15 protein-coding genes are annotated in these 15918 nt (G+C 42.3%); 10 read left to right on the forward strand and 5 right to left on the reverse strand.

Annotated elements, in window-relative coordinates:
* Positions 1 to 2: 2 nt before the first annotated feature.
* From nadD to H1A14_RS09630, 4 genes are all read right to left on the reverse strand, one after another.
* The gene (gene nadD / locus H1A14_RS09615; protein ID WP_194776042.1) at positions 3 to 569 is read right to left on the reverse strand and encodes a nicotinate (nicotinamide) nucleotide adenylyltransferase; all 567 of its coding nucleotides are present in this window, start codon (positions 567 to 569) and stop codon (positions 3 to 5) included.
* A 3-nt stretch (positions 570 to 572) separates the two neighbouring features.
* Positions 573 to 1145: a guanylate kinase gene (gene gmk, locus H1A14_RS09620; RefSeq protein WP_194776043.1), complete on the reverse strand. Its 573-nt coding sequence runs from the start codon at positions 1143 to 1145 to the stop codon at positions 573 to 575.
* 10 nt (positions 1146 to 1155) lie between these two features.
* Complete coding sequence (locus tag H1A14_RS09625; protein WP_228527711.1) at positions 1156 to 1377, reverse strand: anti-sigma factor; 222 nt, start codon at positions 1375 to 1377, stop codon at positions 1156 to 1158.
* Positions 1378 to 1457: 80 nt separating this feature from the next.
* On the reverse strand, positions 1458 to 2051 hold the full coding sequence (locus H1A14_RS09630; RefSeq protein ID WP_194776045.1) for a sigma-70 family RNA polymerase sigma factor: 594 nt from the start codon (positions 2049 to 2051) through the stop codon (positions 1458 to 1460).
* Between the two features lie 133 nt (positions 2052 to 2184).
* Here H1A14_RS09630 and H1A14_RS09635 point away from each other — a divergent pair, with 133 nt between their 5' ends.
* The 8 genes from H1A14_RS09635 to H1A14_RS09670 all read left to right on the forward strand — a co-directional run bounded on the left by H1A14_RS09635 (position 2185) and on the right by H1A14_RS09670 (position 12316).
* Positions 2185 to 3021 carry a lysophospholipid acyltransferase family protein gene (locus H1A14_RS09635; RefSeq protein ID WP_194776046.1) on the forward strand — a complete coding sequence of 279 codons (837 nt, stop codon included), beginning with the start codon at positions 2185 to 2187 and terminating at the stop codon, positions 3019 to 3021.
* A 569-nt stretch (positions 3022 to 3590) separates the two neighbouring features.
* Complete coding sequence (locus H1A14_RS09640) at positions 3591 to 4376, forward strand: hypothetical protein (protein WP_194776047.1); 786 nt, start codon at positions 3591 to 3593, stop codon at positions 4374 to 4376.
* A 106-nt stretch (positions 4377 to 4482) separates the two neighbouring features.
* Complete coding sequence (locus H1A14_RS09645; RefSeq protein ID WP_194776299.1) at positions 4483 to 6738, forward strand: ATP-dependent helicase; 2256 nt, start codon at positions 4483 to 4485, stop codon at positions 6736 to 6738.
* 75 nt (positions 6739 to 6813) lie between these two features.
* On the forward strand, positions 6814 to 7485 hold the full coding sequence (locus H1A14_RS09650) for a DUF4290 domain-containing protein (RefSeq protein ID WP_194776048.1): 672 nt from the start codon (positions 6814 to 6816) through the stop codon (positions 7483 to 7485).
* Positions 7485 to 8792, forward strand: coding sequence for a UDP-N-acetylglucosamine 1-carboxyvinyltransferase (murA, locus tag H1A14_RS09655; RefSeq protein ID WP_194776049.1), 1308 nt, complete (start codon positions 7485 to 7487; stop codon positions 8790 to 8792). The genes H1A14_RS09650 and murA overlap by 1 nt, the downstream gene beginning before the upstream one ends.
* 663 nt (positions 8793 to 9455) lie before the next feature.
* A complete protein-coding gene (locus tag H1A14_RS09660) occupies positions 9456 to 10646 on the forward strand; it encodes a bactofilin family protein (protein WP_194776050.1) in 1191 nt (396 codons plus the stop codon).
* 23 nt (positions 10647 to 10669) lie between these two features.
* Positions 10670 to 11539: a dimethylarginine dimethylaminohydrolase family protein gene (locus H1A14_RS09665; protein ID WP_194776051.1), complete on the forward strand. Its 870-nt coding sequence runs from the start codon at positions 10670 to 10672 to the stop codon at positions 11537 to 11539.
* Positions 11540 to 11659: 120 nt separating this feature from the next.
* Positions 11660 to 12316, forward strand: a complete 657-nt coding sequence (locus H1A14_RS09670) for a hypothetical protein (protein WP_194776052.1) — start codon at positions 11660 to 11662, stop codon at positions 12314 to 12316.
* Between the two features lie 152 nt (positions 12317 to 12468).
* On the opposite strand, the gene H1A14_RS09675 is transcribed toward H1A14_RS09670, so the two are convergent.
* Positions 12469 to 13470 carry an acyl-ACP desaturase gene (locus tag H1A14_RS09675; protein ID WP_194776053.1) on the reverse strand — a complete coding sequence of 334 codons (1002 nt, stop codon included), beginning with the start codon at positions 13468 to 13470 and terminating at the stop codon, positions 12469 to 12471.
* A 273-nt stretch (positions 13471 to 13743) separates the two neighbouring features.
* Between H1A14_RS09675 and H1A14_RS09680 the strand changes: the two genes are divergently transcribed.
* Together H1A14_RS09680 and rsgA are read left to right on the forward strand one after the other, a co-directional pair.
* Complete coding sequence (locus H1A14_RS09680; protein ID WP_194776054.1) at positions 13744 to 15003, forward strand: 3-deoxy-D-manno-octulosonic acid transferase; 1260 nt, start codon at positions 13744 to 13746, stop codon at positions 15001 to 15003.
* Positions 14993 to 15913, forward strand: a complete 921-nt coding sequence (gene rsgA, locus H1A14_RS09685; RefSeq protein WP_194776055.1) for a ribosome small subunit-dependent GTPase A — start codon at positions 14993 to 14995, stop codon at positions 15911 to 15913. The genes H1A14_RS09680 and rsgA overlap by 11 nt, the downstream gene beginning before the upstream one ends.
* Positions 15914 to 15918 lie beyond the last annotated feature (5 nt).

A 15918-nucleotide genomic window follows, 5' to 3' on the forward strand; every position in this document is an offset into this window, starting at 1 on the left:
GATTAGATAAACAGTTTTTTTGCCTGGATATAAGATTCCACATCTGCGGGAATGAGATACTTCACCGAATGGCCATTTTGAATGGCATCCCTGATGTAAGTGGCAGAAATATCTATCAATGGCGCTTCCACAAAGGTTACTTTTGGGTGGTCAAAATTGACCCGGTCACCCGGTCTCGGATACACGTAAATGCTGTAATGATCAAGTATGGCCTCATAGTTCTTCCATTTGTGAAAGTGCTTGAGATTGTCCTCACCCAAGATCAGGCTGAATTGATGGTTTGGATGCTTATCTGTCAGGTAGGTCAGGGTATCCACGGTATAACTGGGCTTTGGCATGTTGAATTCCACATCGGATGCCCTGAACTGATAGTGGTTGCCAATGGCCAATTCAACCATTCTGAGCCGGTCGAATTCATGTAATAGGGTATTTCTTTTTTTGTGGGGATTTTGAGGAGATACCACAAACCAGATCTCATCCAGCGGCGTCCGGTCAAGCATGATATTGGCAATGATCAAATGACCGGTGTGGATTGGATTGAAAGAGCCAAAAAACAAACCTATGTTCACAATCTAACCTCCTAAAAATTCTTTGACCAGTTTTTCAGCTTCCGCTTTGGATTTGTTGATGTCATCGTTGACAATGATGGCATCAAATTTATCTTTGAAGCCCATTTCAAACTGGGCTTTGTAAAGTCTCCGGGAAAGACTTTCCTCAGATTCGGTACCTCGATCCTTGAGTCTTTCTTTCAAAATATCCAAAGAAGGTACTTCCACAAAAATGGCCAGCCCTTTTTCTCCAAAATATTCTTTGAGTTTGAGTCCTCCTTTTACGTCTACATCAAAAATCACATGTTTTCCGGCATTCCAGACCCTCTCAATTTCTTCTTTTAAGGTTCCGTAAAAATTCCCTTCATACACTTCCTCCCACTCAATGAAAGCATCATCATCTATTTTCTGCTTGAATTCTTCAGGACTTAAAAAATAATAGTCTTTCCCATTGACTTCAGTTCGGCCTCTTTTATCTCTTGTACAGGCAGAAATAGAAAATCCCAAACTGGGATTTTGGGATATGAGGTGACGTACGATTGTGGTTTTTCCGGAACCCGAAGGGGCAGAAAATATGATGGCTTTGCCTGAGGACATGAAAGGGGAATTATTTGAATTCTTCTATTTTCGACCGGATGTTCATGATGAGTTCGGTGGGGACGGCTTTTTTTGTACACTTGGTCTTCAACACTTCCTTGATGGCCTGTTCAAGATGGTATCTTTCAAAGCAAGGCTGGCACTTGGCCAACTTTTCATCAAGGACTGCCTTTCCCTCATCCATGGCTTCTCCATCCAGTATGCTCTCCAAAAGCTGGAAGCATTTTCCCATTTCACCACAATTTAATTTCCTTTCTCCGGATGTTTCTAAGTTATTCTCCTCCATCTTTTTATTATTGTCCTATCTAGCTTTTAAATTTCTTCATCTGTATCATAGCCCATGTTCTGTGCATAAGAACGCAGCTTTTCTTTCAATAAGTTCCTGGCTCTGTGTAATCTAGACCTGACCGTCCCGATAGGGATATCCAGAATTTTAGCCATTTCTTCGTAGGTGAAACCTTCCAAATCACAAAGGATAATGACGGTTCTGAAATCCACTGCCAAACTATTGAGTGCATTTGAAATCTCATCCCCGAGCATGTCTTTGACGGAATCTACTCGGAGGTCTGAGGTTATCGTATAGTCAACGTTTTCAGAGTTGTAATAAGTTTCAACTTCCTGATAATCTACCTTTGGCGGCTGCTTGCTTTTCTTTCTGTATTCATTGATGAAACTGTTTTTCAATATCCTAAACAACCATGCCTTGGCATTAGTGCCCTGTTCAAAGGAATTGATAAAACGAAATGCTTTGAGATAAGTGTCCTGCACCAAATCCTTCGCATCATCTTCATCAAAAGTCAAACGGTACGCAAAATTGTACATGGAGTCTATATGGGGCATAAACTCATTGTCAAAAATGTCGTTTTTCTCTTTATCGGAATATTTTTTTCGCTGTACTTCTGACATAAGTTTCAAAAATAATCAATGGGTGAATTTATAACTAATTTTTAGCAAGAATTCACCCATTTTCATTTATTTTGGGCTTGCTTAAGCGGCCTGCCTGCTTCATTTGATTAAACCAAACCTGTCCCGTCCCTGAATGTTTGTCCTCCGCCTGATTTCTTTCCTTCCTTTGGGCTTCCTGTACCTTTTGTCTGATTTTTTTTACCTTATTGCCCGCTATCTTATCCGCTACAGGGCAAAGGTGATCGACAAAAACCTGCTTTATGCCTTTCCGGAGAAAACCCACAAAGAAAGAAAGGAGATCAAAAACCGGTTTTACCGGAATTTCACGGATTCATTTGCCGAGATCCTTAAGCTATTGACCATGTCAGAGGCAGAACTGCAGCGCAGGGTCAAAATCAAGAATCTGTCACTCGTGACGGACCTGATCGATGATGGAAAGGTCGTGATAGGGGTTCAGGGACATTTTTTCAACTGGGAGGCCCATCTGTTGGGGGCTTCTTGGTTTATGGGGAACCAAGCCGAAGTGGTCTACCTGAAACTGAACAATGCTTTTTCGGACAAGCTGATGAAGACCATCAGGGGTAGGTTCAATGCCAGCCTGATTGAGCGCAATGCTTTTCAAAGGGATTTTCTACGCCGGCGGGATGAGCCCAGGCTGATTGTGCTCGCCGCAGACCAAAGGCCGGTGCATGCCGAAGTCCGCTACAAGACCCTGTTTATGAATAGGGAGACCGCTTTCTTCGAAGGTGCAGAAAAACTTGCTAAGCGGTTTGCAAATCCGGTGGTCTATGGCTACTGCAAAAAGGAAAAAAGGGGCCATTACAGTTTCACCTACAGCCTCATTGCCGAGCCCCCCTATGCCGATACCCCGGACCACAGCATTACAGATGAATTTATCCTAAGGACAGAAGATAATATCCGTCAGGAACCCGACCTGTACCTATGGAGCCACAACCGGTGGAAGGAGTGAACCTCGTGCGTTTTTCCATTTCCCTTTTTTCTTTTCTTCAATGCCCATGTCCCTCTTACCGCTCCACCTTAATCTGTCTTCGTAGCAAGGCATCCAATTCGAGTTGTCGGGTTCTCAAGGCCCACCTTTGGGGACCTGTTATCCAGCATACCTACCTCAAGTAGGTTGTCTTACCCACCTGCAGAGGGCTGTTGTCGGAATGTGTACCTTTGGTATGTTGTCTAGGCTACCGGGACTTGGATTTTGGCTTCCATATTGGAAATCAGAAGAATAGGATATCAGTATCAAATGAAAAACCTGAAGATCTAAGTAATAAGGCCCAAAGCTCAAAGCCGAAAGGTGAAAGGCGTTGTCCCGTACCTCGTAAACCCCAATTCATCATCTATCATTTTTTAAAAATCAGAGCGGTGTGTGGGAAAACAGAAGAATAGAGAACAGGAAATCAGATAAACAGCTCGAAGCTGATAGCTCAAAGTAGGCAACAAGCAATACAAAAAGTGAAATCTCTCTTTTTAAAATTTGTATTTATAATTTCACCTGCTAATTTAGTGAAGCAAAACTAAATTCAAATGAAAAGAAGAAAATATTTGCTGATCATCTGTATTTCATGCCTTTACGCTTGTGATCTGGACCAAGTAGAAGCTCCTATTGTGGACGATTCCGTTATGGAAAATGAGGTCAGGGCACTTCTTGAAGGTGATCTATTCACTCCATCAGGAGAATTGAAATTAGTCGAGGTATTACCTGGGGATATTGAAGGGAATTATGTAATACAAGATTGGTATTATGATAGCGACCGAAGGCCTACCCTAGTAATTGGAAGATTTGGCCTTGACACATTAGGGGCAAAATTAATCGAATACGAAGACAACAAAATCAGAAGAGAATTGGACTTTTTTCATAAATCTGGAGAGTTTACTCTTAATTCAACAAAATATTTTACTTACGATGATCAAGGTAGACTTTTTCAAATCCTAAATTCCCAAAATGAACCCAGGTTGACCCATCATTACAATGAATTGGGGCAGCTCCAATTCATTAGGTACGGAAAAAATCAAGACACTGAAGCCGATGAGTTCATATATGATGAGCAGGGGAGGAAAATCAAACATATCTTTTGGGCAGGAACTACACCGATGTACGAACACATTTTCCGCTACGATGCTTTAAATCGCCTAGAAGCCAAAGAAACCAATAAAATAGGCAGTCTAGAGAGAGACGATGTCTTTCGGTACTATTACAATGAAAAAGACCAGTTGGTCAAAGAAGAGGAGTTTTATCCGCAACTCGGTTTCCAACTTTTACATACCCGCATTTTTACCTATTTTCAGGATGAAAATGGCAACGGAGACTAAAACCAACCTTAAGGTTTTTTCCTTTCAAAATAAATGTTCTTTCTCCCTATTTGGAACAAATCCCTTAACTTTGAACCTTATCAGTTTACAGGAGAGTTATAAAAGAATGGATTACCTCAAAGGACTCAACCCCCCCCAAAGAGAAGCAGTAGAACATACAGAAGGTCCCCTGATGATCATCGCAGGAGCAGGTTCCGGCAAGACCAGGGTATTGACCTATCGGGTAGCACACCTGATTTACCAAAAAGGCATAGATCCATTTAACATTCTTTCGCTCACCTTTACCAACAAGGCTGCCCAGGAAATGAAGCACAGGATAGAAAGGATCGTGGGACTGGAAGCAAGAAATACCTGGATGGGGACTTTCCACTCCACTTTTGCCAAGATCCTCCGGGTGGAAGCCGACAAACTGGGTTATCCATCCAATTTCACCATTTATGATAGTGACGACAGCAAATCTCTGATTAGAACTATAGTGAAAGAGATGAAGCTCGACGATAAGGTGTACAAACAGGGAACGGTATTGGCCAGAATTTCTGGCGCTAAAAACAGGCTGATCTCTTGGGAAACCTACCTGCAGGATCCCCACATCAAAGCAGATGATGAAACGGCCATGAAACCCAAAATGGGGGAAATATACAGTACTTACCAAAAAAGGCTTTTCAAGGCTTCCGCCATGGATTTTGATGACCTGTTGTTCAACACCAACGTCTTGTTTAGAGATCATTTGGACGTGCTGAACAAATACCAGCAAAGGTTCAAATATGTGATGGTGGATGAGTTTCAGGACACAAATCTTTCCCAATACCTGATTACCAAAAAACTGGCTGCGGTGCATCAGAACATCTGCGTGGTGGGGGATGATGCCCAAAGTATCTATGCCTTCAGAGGGGCGGATATCCAGAACATCTTGAACTTTGAAAAGGATTACCCGGACCTGCATGTGGTCAAGTTGGAGCAGAACTACCGCTCCACCAAAAACATCGTACAGGCAGCCAACAGCATCATTGCCAAAAACAAAGCCCAGCTCAAAAAAGATGTCTGGACTCAAAATGACGATGGAGATGCCATTGAATTGATCAAGGCCAGTTCTGACAATGAGGAAGGAAGGATTGTCGCCACAACCATCTTCGAAGAGAAAAACAACAAGAAGCTGCTCAACAGTGATTTTGCGGTATTGTACAGAACCAATTCCCAGTCCAGGTCCATCGAGGAAGCCCTTCGTAAAATGAATGTCACCTACAAAATCGTCGGAGGGCTATCTTTTTACCAAAGGAAGGAAATCAAAGACCTGATGGCCTACATGCGCCTCGTGGTCAATCCGAACGACGAAGAGGCTTTTAAAAGGATCATCAATTTTCCCAAACGGGGAATCGGTGACACCACAGTGGAGAAGATCCTGGTTGCGGCCTATGAGCATGACATCGAAATCCAGGAAGTGCTGAACAATGCTTCAAGCTTTTTGACCGGGAGAGCGGTCAGTACAGTGGAGGATTTCAATACCATGATCCGGAGTTTCAGGATGGAGGTGGAGCGGAAGGATGCCTATGATGCCTCCACATTCATTGCCAAACAATCCGGCTTGTTGCGCGAACTCTATCAGGACAAAACCATAGAGGGACTCAACCGCTACGAAAACGTGCAGGAATTGCTCAATGCCATCAAGGAATATGTGGACAATCCTGAAAATGAGGACAAAAGCCTGGGGTCTTTCCTACAGGAAATCGCACTGTTGACCGATAATGACAGAGACAAGGATACTACAGATGCAGTCACCTTGATGACCATCCACTCTTCCAAAGGGTTGGAATTCAGGTATGTTTTTGTGGTGGGCATGGAGGAGGACCTTTTTCCTTCCCAGATGATGATGCAAAGCAGGGAAGACCTGGAAGAAGAAAGGAGGCTTTTTTATGTGGCCTGTACCCGTGCCATGGATAAGCTTTACCTGAGCTATGCCCTTACCCGTTACCGGTATGGCCGTTTGCTGAACTGTGAACCCAGCCGCTTTCTAGAGGAGGTGGACCCCGCTTGTATCAAAGTCAACAAAAGAATGGGCAGCAGCTTGCCGAGCAGTTCTTTTGCTCAGGAACTCAGAGAAGGCAGAAATGGATTTATAGGACTCAAAAAACCTGCGGTAAGACCCGGTGTCACGGCTAAAGTGCATACCCCAAGTCCGGATTTCAAACCTTCCAATACCAACCACCTTCAGGCAGGCATGAAAGTGGAGCACCAGAAATTTGGTTATGGGCTGGTGGAAAAGATAGAAATAGAAGGGGCCAATAAAAAGGCGGTAATTCAATTCGATAATTTTGGAGAAAAGACATTATTACTTAGCTTTGCGAAGCTTCATATCATAGGATAGATAATTTGCTGAATATTCCCCTATTATTTTGATTTTTTGTACCTTAAGCAGGTCTTATTGAAAGCCGGGGAAAGCATGGAAAATTTAAGAAAGCATAAAAACTCATTAATTTTGAAAGAATACGGATCAAACATCCAGAAACTAGTTGATCATATCAAGACCGTTTCTGACAAGGACAAGCGTACAGCTTCAGCCTATACCCTCGTAGAGTTGATGAAACAACTTAATCCCCAACTGAAATCAGAAAGTGACCAAAAACTCTGGGACGACCTTTACATCATGTCGGATTTCGAGCTGGATGTGGATGCCCCCTTCCCCATGCCTGAGAAGGAACTGTTGGGTAAAAAACCACAGAAAGTGGGTTATCCGGTAGGCGAAGTTAAATTCAAACACTATGGCAGAAACATTGAAAAACTCATTGAAAAAGCCATAGAAATTGAGGACGACGAAGAACAGGAGGCAGCCATTATTTACATTGGTCAGTTGATGCGAAGCTTCCATTCCACTTGGAACAGGGAAAACTTTGATGATGGCATCATCCTGGATGACATCAAGACCCTGTCCAAAGGCAAGTTGCACATTGATCTGGATAAAGTAAAAGAGAACGGACTTTTTGAAACCAATACCCGTAGAGATTTTAAACTGCCATCTAATACCGAAATGGAAAGCAATGCGCCAAGACCGCGCTATGGCAATGGCTTTAAGAAAAGAAACGGAGGAGGAAACCACAAAAAACGCAGAAATTAATGTCATCATTCAGAGTAAAGGGTGGATTGAAGCTTAAAGGTGAAATCATCCCTCAAGGGGCCAAAAATGAAGCCCTACAGATTTTGTGTGCGGTATTGTTGACCAAAGAAGAAATCACGATCCATAAAATTCCCAATATCAGAGATGTCAACAAGCTGATCGAATTGCTTTCTGAAATGGGCGTAAAGGTAGACAAGACCGGACCTGAAAGCTACCGTTTTAAAGCGGATCAAATTGACCTCAAATACCTTGAAACCGATGATTTTTTAAAGAAAGCCTCCGCACTCAGGGGTTCTGTGATGATTTTAGGGCCACTGTTGGCCCGCTTTGGAACCGGTAAACTATCCAAGCCCGGAGGTGATAAAATTGGTCGAAGAAGATTGGATACACACTTTGTAGGATTCCAAAGACTTGGGGCCAAATTCCACTACGATGCAAAAAGGGAGATTTACAACATAGACGGAAAAAACCTCAAAGGTTGCTACATGCTGCTGGATGAGGCTTCGGTGACAGGCACAGCCAATATTGTCATGGCCGCCGTGTTGGCAGAAGGCAAGACCAGCATATACAATGCTGCCTGCGAACCTTATTTGCAACAATTGTGTGACATGCTTAACCGCATGGGTGCAAAAATCACCGGAGTAGGATCCAACCTCCTGCACATTGAGGGGGTATCATCTCTAAAGGGAACGGAACATACCCTTCTGCCTGACATGATAGAGATTGGGTCTTTTATAGGCCTCGCTGCCATGACACAGTCAGAAATCACCATCAAGGATGCACAGATTCACCGCCTTGGGATCATTCCGGATGTTTTCAAAAGGATGGGGATTCAGATGGAGTTCCGTGGAGATGACATCCACATTCCGGCCCAGAAGCATTTTGAGATTGATACCTATATCGATGGGTCTATTCTCACCATTGCAGATGCCATTTGGCCAGGATTTACACCTGATTTGCTGAGTATCGTGTTGGTGACTGCCACGCAAGCCAAAGGTACCGTATTGGTACACCAAAAAATGTTTGAAAGCCGTTTGTTTTTTGTGGATAAGTTGATCGATATGGGGGCTCAGATTATTTTGTGCGACCCACACCGAGCCACTGTCATCGGGCTGGACAGAAAATATTCCCTAAGGGGCATCAGAATGACCTCTCCTGACATCAGAGCAGGTGTGGCGCTGTTGATTGCTGCCTTATCCGCCGAAGGGACATCAGTGATCGATAATATCGAACAAATAGACCGAGGCTATCAATACATAGATCAAAGGCTGAATGCCTTGGGAGCTGACATAGTCAGGATGGATTAAATTGTAGCTTCATTCAGTTTGATTCCTTTCAATCTAACTTATTGGTAGTTTAAGATGTAGATGTTAACTCAGTTGGGTTTTTTGCTTCCCATTTGCCATTTTTTTATCATGCACATTTTGAAATTAAAACTTTAAATTCTCAGCGTTTACCGATAAGCTTGGAAGTGAAATGAAAGAAATGCTACAATTCATCATAAATTGAATACAATTCAATTATTTTTTCAAATTGTATTCCATATTTCAAAAAGCTAAAAGCTATTTTTGAAATACATAAAAAACAGTACAAAAACCAAAAAGAACAGTTGAGTTATTGAATTTGACGATTTAAAATTATTGTTCTTTTACTCATAGATTTTACTAAATTTTTAAAATCTTCAATGGTACCATATCGCCAAAGTGAATTGAACCGTAGTCAAGGATTTGGCAAAAAGATTTCACAAAATACTTTAATCGTTTTCCGAAAGACAAAAGAGCAAATGTGAATGGGTGAATTGACATTTGAACTGCCGATTGGTACAACTGATTGATGTATTTACATTCTTGAAATTTTAATTTTTTTTAAATCCATTTTTTTTTAGTTGTAAATATTGAATCATCCCATTGATAAACTATTGATTATTGGGTAACTTACCTAAGCCATTTTTATGGATAAACTCCAGCGCCATGAAAAAACCAATCCATTTGTCCTTTTGTGTCTTGTTGTTTTTTTCCCTTTGTGCTTTTCAAATCAAGGATTTTAGTTCAGGGGAAAATGTAAACATCGACAAACCCCATCCTGGAAATCTTTATGTGGCAGGTGGAAACATAACCATAAATGCACCGGTTTCCGGTGATTTGTTAGCGGCAGGAGGCAATTTGACTGTAAATGACAGCATTCAGGAGGATGTATTGGCTGCCGGCGGATCTTTAATATTCAATGGCATAATAGGGGATGACTTGCGCTGTGCAGGAGGAGAAGTGGCCTTGGCTTCAGAAGTATGGGGAGATGTGGTCATGGCTGGAGGTCAGTTGACGGTAGGAAAAAATGCAATCATTCATGGCAATTTAATTGTAAGTGGAGGTACCATTCAAATTGACGGGTCTGTAATGGGTGAAGTGATGCTGGCTTCGGGCGATTTTGTCCTGAATGGAACACTACACCAAAAGCTAGAGGCAAATTGTGGACAGGTTACCATCAACGGTGTAGTAGAAGGTATCGCCTTATTGACCGCAGAAAGTATTCAGATCGGAGAAAATGCTGTTTTTGAGGATCAGGTGAGGTATTGGTCCCAAGATAAAAACCTGGATTTTGGTTCTTCTTTAAAAGGGGGAGAGGCAGTTTTTGATGAGAACCTAAAACCTGAAAGAAAAGGCTTGAAAATATTTGGCTTTGCCACTTTGATAGGGTTATTTTGGTATTTGGGTACAGTGCTTTTAATGATGGTGATTCTTCTGCTGTTGATGAAGCCCATTTTTCTGAAAGCCGCAAGGGTTGGCTTGGATGATTTAGGAAAAACACTCGGTTTAGGATTTCTTTTTGTGTTGGGAATACCCGTTTTGATCTTAATGGCGTTTTTAAGTTTGATAGGCTTACCCATAGGGTTGATCCTTTTGTTTTTATACACCTTAATCATGCTATTTGCGGCCACTATATCGGCTTTAATGATTGCGCATTATATTCAGTATAAAAACCAAACGATCTGGCCTTTTTGGCAGGTTATCCTGATTGCTTTCGCCATCTTTATTGGATTGAAGGTTTTGACATTTATTCCAATATTGGGTTGGTTTACCCTGGCAGTAATCGTTTTGTTTGCGTTTGGGTCGATTTTGCGTGGTTTTTGGAAATCAAAATCTTCAGCGGCAGAAACCCTTTGACTTTTACATTTTGATCCTTTACCATGACAGTTAAAATCAGACAATTCAACGAAACCGACCCTTTGGAAAAGGTAATCATCGGTAGGGCTGCCAACTATGCCCAAGAGCCTTTTTATATCGAAATCATCAATGAGGTACAAAAGAAAGGCCTCCCAAAAACCGAAGACCTGATGCACGAATTCAAAAGTTTTCAAGCTGTATTAGAGGCTGAGGGAATTGAGGTTTTGGTCCCGGAATTCATCGGTGGCTTTGTCTATGATCAACTTACTCCCAGAGACATAGGGGTAGTCATTGGAGAACAGTTTCTGATCTGCAACATGGTGAAAAGAAGTAGACGATATGAAATAGCAGGTGTGCTTTCCTACCTGAAAGAACTAAATTCCCCAATTATCATCCCTGATTCCCCGACTTGCTTGATTGAAGGAGGAGACATTATGGTGGACAAGGGCCATCTTTTTGTTTCCATTTCCCAGAGAACCAATTGGGAAGGAATAGAATTTCTCAGCAATAATTTTGGGGAAGAATTCAAAGTGGTTCCTATTCTGGCAAAGAGCCTCGATGAAGGAGAAGATGTATTGCACCTGGACTGTATGTTTAACCCCATCGGCAAACAACATGCGCTGATTTATGAGGCAGGTTTCGAGGAAGTCCCTCAAGAAATACGAGAGCTCTACATTTGGATCTGCGTGGATAAGCTCCAGCAAGCTGCCTTGGCTACCAACGTATTGTCTCTCACTCCTGAAAAATTGATCAGTAGAGCGCATCAGGATTGCACTGTTGTCAATGAACAGATTAGAAATGCTGGTATTAAGGTCATCACATTGCCCTTTGACGGCGCGCCCTCTACAGGAGGTTCTTTTCGCTGTTGCAGCATGCCCCTGTATAGGAAATGACAGCCCTTTGGCAGGCCTAAACAGGCTTTACAATCCTATCAGTTTTTAATGGTATTCATTGGTTTTTATAGGTATATTGCTTTTAGAATAATAACCCAAAAACTTAATTTGACCTGACAAATGAAAAATAGATGGATTTCAGCCTGCTTGACAATTATTCTTCTGGCAAGCTGCAACGGCCCAAAAACCGAAACCGATCAGATATTGCCCATGAAAGTGGCCAAAGCTTATGGCTTTGATCAAATGGAAAAAGTAAAGTCCATCGCTTATACCTGGAATGTTCAGGTAGACAGTGCAACTGTCAGCACAAGGGATTGGAAATGGAATCTGAAGGAAAACACCGTTTATTTTGCCAATGCGGACACCTCCTATACCTATAGCCTGGATCTTCCATCCGACCAAAAGCCTCCGGCAGACAGAGGATTCATCAATGACAAGTACTGGCTGATGTATCCTTTCCAATTGGCATGGGACAAAGGCTATTCCCACGAAGTGGAGGAAGGAGTAAGCGCCCCGATATCAGGGAATGCTTCTACCAAGTTGACCATTGTATACAATGAAGAGGATGGCTATACCCCTGGGGATGCTTATGATCTATATCTTGACGAGAATCACAAGATCAAAGAATGGGTATTCCGTAGAGGCAACGGTCCTGAGGGAAGGGCGATTACATGGGAAGAAGAAAAGGAATTCAACGGCATCACCCTGGCCACCTCCCATCGAAATGAGGCCGGACAAAGAATTATTTGGTTTAGCAACATCGAGGTAAACAAATGATAGATCTTTCGTTGAAAAACCGCTGACCCTTCGATCTTTGAATTTTTCAATATAGAAAAGGGAACACCAGTCTGTTTGAAATATGACCGATATAAAAATCCCCTAAAGCATCAAGGTGCTTTAGGGGATTTTGTCACATATTTTATGGTCACCTATTTGAGCCAAGCCAAGCTCACTTCGTCCGGGGCCTTCATCCTGTCAGCCACGCGCATGTAGCGGTCTGCCAGACCTGAAAGATAATCCTGCGCCTTGGAGGCCACATCATTCAGCCCGGTTAAAGTTTCTATTTTCCAAAGTTTTACCAGATGCTCTATGATTCTGGCATAATCCCAACCAGTATAAATGCCTATTTTTTGGGTGATGGCAGAGAATTGATTGAAAAGGGAAGGGTTACTGCTTCCTTCGCCCATCAACACGGCAGGCATTACAATTTGCTTCCGCATCATTTTTTCGAAAGCGACAATGGCCCCACTGGGGTCGATTTCAAAAATGCCTGACATAAAACTTTTGTATGCTTTTTCATGTCTGGCCTCATCTCCCGCAATGGTCTTACAGATCCGGGACAGCACCTCGTCTCCTGCTTTGTCGGTAAGTTTACCGGTATTTACGTGAGAGATTTTGGTGGCACGCTCTTGAAAAGAGGTATAAATGATGGCCTGATAAGGGTCTTTTTCAGACCGTGGATCAAAACCATTGTAAATCAACCGGTGAATGGTCTGTTCCACCTTTTTCATATCAGCCCGACCAGAAAGATACAAATACTTGTTCAGCAAATCTCCGTGGCGGTTTTCTTCTGCCGTCCAAGCTTTTGACCACCGGACCCATCCAGAGGGGCTCAATAAATTGCCTTCTGGATTAATGCCTTCTAATAGGTTAAAATAGGTCTGATAACTGGGTAAAGCCTCCTCAGTAATCATATTACCAATTAAAGAAGTGATGATGGTATCTGGAATGCCAGCCGCACGCTCCTGTAACAATTTTACCTGTTCGAAAGCATCAGGTTTATCCATTTCTGGAAGAAAATCGGAAGGCTGCCAACAGTCATCAGGATCTACAAGGACATTGTCCACCGCATGGCCAACCATACCGTCAAGCTGGGAGATCACTTCCATGTTTTTCTCCAATTCGTAATTGATATGAGCTGAATTTTTCATTTTACTATATTTATGCAATTCTTGGAACTAAAATTTTCCAATTGACAGCTAGCATGCTGCAAATTTGGTATCGTCGTAACTTTCTTTGTCACTATCTAAGTTAAACAATATTATCTGTAAAGGTAGCTATTTCATTTCAAATTCGTAAGTAGATTTTTTGAAGGAGGGCTTTTATGGTTTCAGTGGACAAAATGCCTCTGAGCCAACCAACCCTGAGAATAAAATGCAGTTATCAAGGTGCTTTCACCTGACTTCTTTCTATTTTTACGCACAATGAAGCGTCTTTATGATCTTTTTGTACTTCTTTTTGCGGGCTTGGCTAAGTCCCTATCCTTCTGCCATACCAAAACCCGCCTACTAGTAAAAGGACAACGGCACACATTAAGTTCAATAGAGAGATTTAAGTCAAAGAGAAGGGAGGAATTGACATGGTTCCATGCCGCTTCTTTGGGGGAGTATGAGCAAGCCAAACCCGTCATCCTATCTTATCGAAAATCATTTCCAGACCAGGCTATTTTACTTACGTTCTTCAGTCCTTCGGGCTATGAAAATACAATAAAAAAGACTCAGGAACCGGTGGACTTGATTACCTACCTTCCTTTTGATACCGCTTCCAATGCCAAAAGGTTTTTGGAGGCGACCAATCCCAAAAGGGTCTTTTTTGTGAAGTATGAAGTTTGGCCCAATTATCTGGCGGAAGTCCGGAAAAAGCACATTCCACTTTACCTCTTTTCAGCTTCTTTCCGGTCAGATCAAATTTATTTCAAATCCTATGGAGGGCTATTTCGCCAAGCTCTGGGTCACTTTGATCATATTTTTACTCAAAATTCGGCATCAGTTAGCTTGCTTGAAAAAATTGGGATTGATAAGGTTTCTCTTTCTGGTGATACCCGTTTCGACAGGGTTCATATGACGCGGATGAATCCTAAATCTTTTCCGGAACTTTCTCCTTTTACAAATGGCCATAAAGTGATGGTCATTGGTTCTGCCTGGCAAGAAGATATGGATATTTTGCTTCCTTACATTAATAGTATGCAGGGTTTCCAATATATCATAGCACCTCATGACATCAATCATCAGGTGATAGAATCATGGAAAGCAGCTATAAAGCATAAAAGCCAAAGATATTCTGAATGGCTGAAGAACCCGGATATTGAAGCAAAATTGCTTTTTATTGACAACATTGGCATGCTGTCCTCCCTTTACCAATTTGCCTACATCGCATATGTGGGAGGCGCTTTTGGCAAGGGGCTGCACAACATCCTTGAACCCATTGCTTTTGGAATACCGGTGGTTTTTGGTAAACTCCGGAAGGAGAGTAAATTTCCTGAGGCAGGTATTGCTGAGCTTGCGGGATGTGGTTTTTCGGTAGAAAATGCCGTACAACTGAACACCGTTCTTACCCAGCTTCAGGAGGGAGATAGGTATGTGAAAGCCTGTAAAGCATCTGAGGAATACGTGGAGGCCAATCTGGGAAGTGCAACCAAAATCATTGACAAAGTAATTCAACTGGAAAAAAAGGATGAAAGGTAGAGTGATTAAATCAACAGGTAGTTGGTACCATGTTCAGTTAGGGGAGGAAACCATTCAGGCAAGACTTCGGGGTAAATTCAAACAAGAGGAACTCAAACTCACCAACCCTGTGGCTGTGGGTGACTGGGTGAAAATTGCCAAAGAGGCAGATCAGGCTACATGGGTGATCCAGGATATCTTGCCAAGAGAAAATTACATCATCCGAAAATCCACCAGAAAACAGCATTTTTCACATATTTTGGCTTCCAATATTGACCAGGCCTTCTTGATCATTACCTTAAGGAATCCACGGACTTCTTTGGGTTTTATCGACCGATTCTTGGTTTCCACAGAAAGTTTCAGGATCCCGGCCTTTTTGATCATCAATAAAATGGATCTGATCAAAGAAAGGGATATGGAATTTCTGGAAGTTATTCAAGAGATCTACAAACCATTGGGATATCCTGTTTATGAAATCTCTGCACTGGAAAATGATGACCTCAAAGAAAAACTTTTGCCTATACTCAAAGGAAAATCCACCCTGTTGGCAGGTCATTCTGGCGTTGGAAAATCCACCCTGCTCAACGAACTTGCTACTGGAGCTAATCAAGTCACCAGGGAAGTATCAAAATTCACTACCAAAGGAGTTCATACCACCACATTTGCCGAGATGTTTCCCATGCCTGAAGGAGGCTACTTAATCGATACACCTGGAATCAAGGAATTTGGTATTTTGGAGATAGAAGGTCAGGAGCTTTCCCATTACTTTGTGGAACTGAGGGACTATCTAGGTAAATGTAAGTACCATAACTGTACCCACATCAATGAACCGGGGTGCTTGGTGTTGGAGCGACTTGAGGAAGGGTATATCCATCCCTACCGCTATGACAGTTATTTGAAAATTTACCATGAAGAAGACAGTCATCGCTAGCTTAA

Source organism: Pararhodonellum marinum, assembly GCF_015354735.1.
Lineage (GTDB): Bacteria > Bacteroidota > Bacteroidia > Cytophagales > Cyclobacteriaceae > Pararhodonellum > Pararhodonellum marinum.

Excerpts from the sequence above, each read along its gene's own strand:
- gmk (WP_194776043.1), bottom strand. The coding sequence starts at position 1,145 with ATGTCCTCAGGCAAAGCCATCATATTTTCTGCCCCTTCGGGTTCCGGA.
- H1A14_RS09625 (WP_228527711.1), bottom strand. The coding sequence starts at position 1,377 with ATGGGAAAATGCTTCCAGCTTTTGGAGAGCATACTGGATGGAGAAGCC.
- H1A14_RS09630 (WP_194776045.1), bottom strand. The coding sequence starts at position 2,051 with ATGTCAGAAGTACAGCGAAAAAAATATTCCGATAAAGAGAAAAACGAC.
- H1A14_RS09635 (WP_194776046.1), top strand. The coding sequence starts at position 2,185 with ATGTTTGTCCTCCGCCTGATTTCTTTCCTTCCTTTGGGCTTCCTGTAC.
- H1A14_RS09640 (WP_194776047.1), top strand. The coding sequence starts at position 3,591 with ATGAAAAGAAGAAAATATTTGCTGATCATCTGTATTTCATGCCTTTAC.
- H1A14_RS09645 (WP_194776299.1), top strand. The coding sequence starts at position 4,483 with ATGGATTACCTCAAAGGACTCAACCCCCCCCAAAGAGAAGCAGTAGAA.
- H1A14_RS09650 (WP_194776048.1), top strand. The coding sequence starts at position 6,814 with ATGGAAAATTTAAGAAAGCATAAAAACTCATTAATTTTGAAAGAATAC.
- murA (WP_194776049.1), top strand. The coding sequence starts at position 7,485 with ATGTCATCATTCAGAGTAAAGGGTGGATTGAAGCTTAAAGGTGAAATC.
- H1A14_RS09660 (WP_194776050.1), top strand. The coding sequence starts at position 9,456 with ATGAAAAAACCAATCCATTTGTCCTTTTGTGTCTTGTTGTTTTTTTCC.
- H1A14_RS09665 (WP_194776051.1), top strand. The coding sequence starts at position 10,670 with ATGACAGTTAAAATCAGACAATTCAACGAAACCGACCCTTTGGAAAAG.
- H1A14_RS09670 (WP_194776052.1), top strand. The coding sequence starts at position 11,660 with ATGAAAAATAGATGGATTTCAGCCTGCTTGACAATTATTCTTCTGGCA.
- H1A14_RS09675 (WP_194776053.1), bottom strand. The coding sequence starts at position 13,470 with ATGAAAAATTCAGCTCATATCAATTACGAATTGGAGAAAAACATGGAA.
- H1A14_RS09680 (WP_194776054.1), top strand. The coding sequence starts at position 13,744 with ATGAAGCGTCTTTATGATCTTTTTGTACTTCTTTTTGCGGGCTTGGCT.
- rsgA (WP_194776055.1), top strand. The coding sequence starts at position 14,993 with ATGAAAGGTAGAGTGATTAAATCAACAGGTAGTTGGTACCATGTTCAG.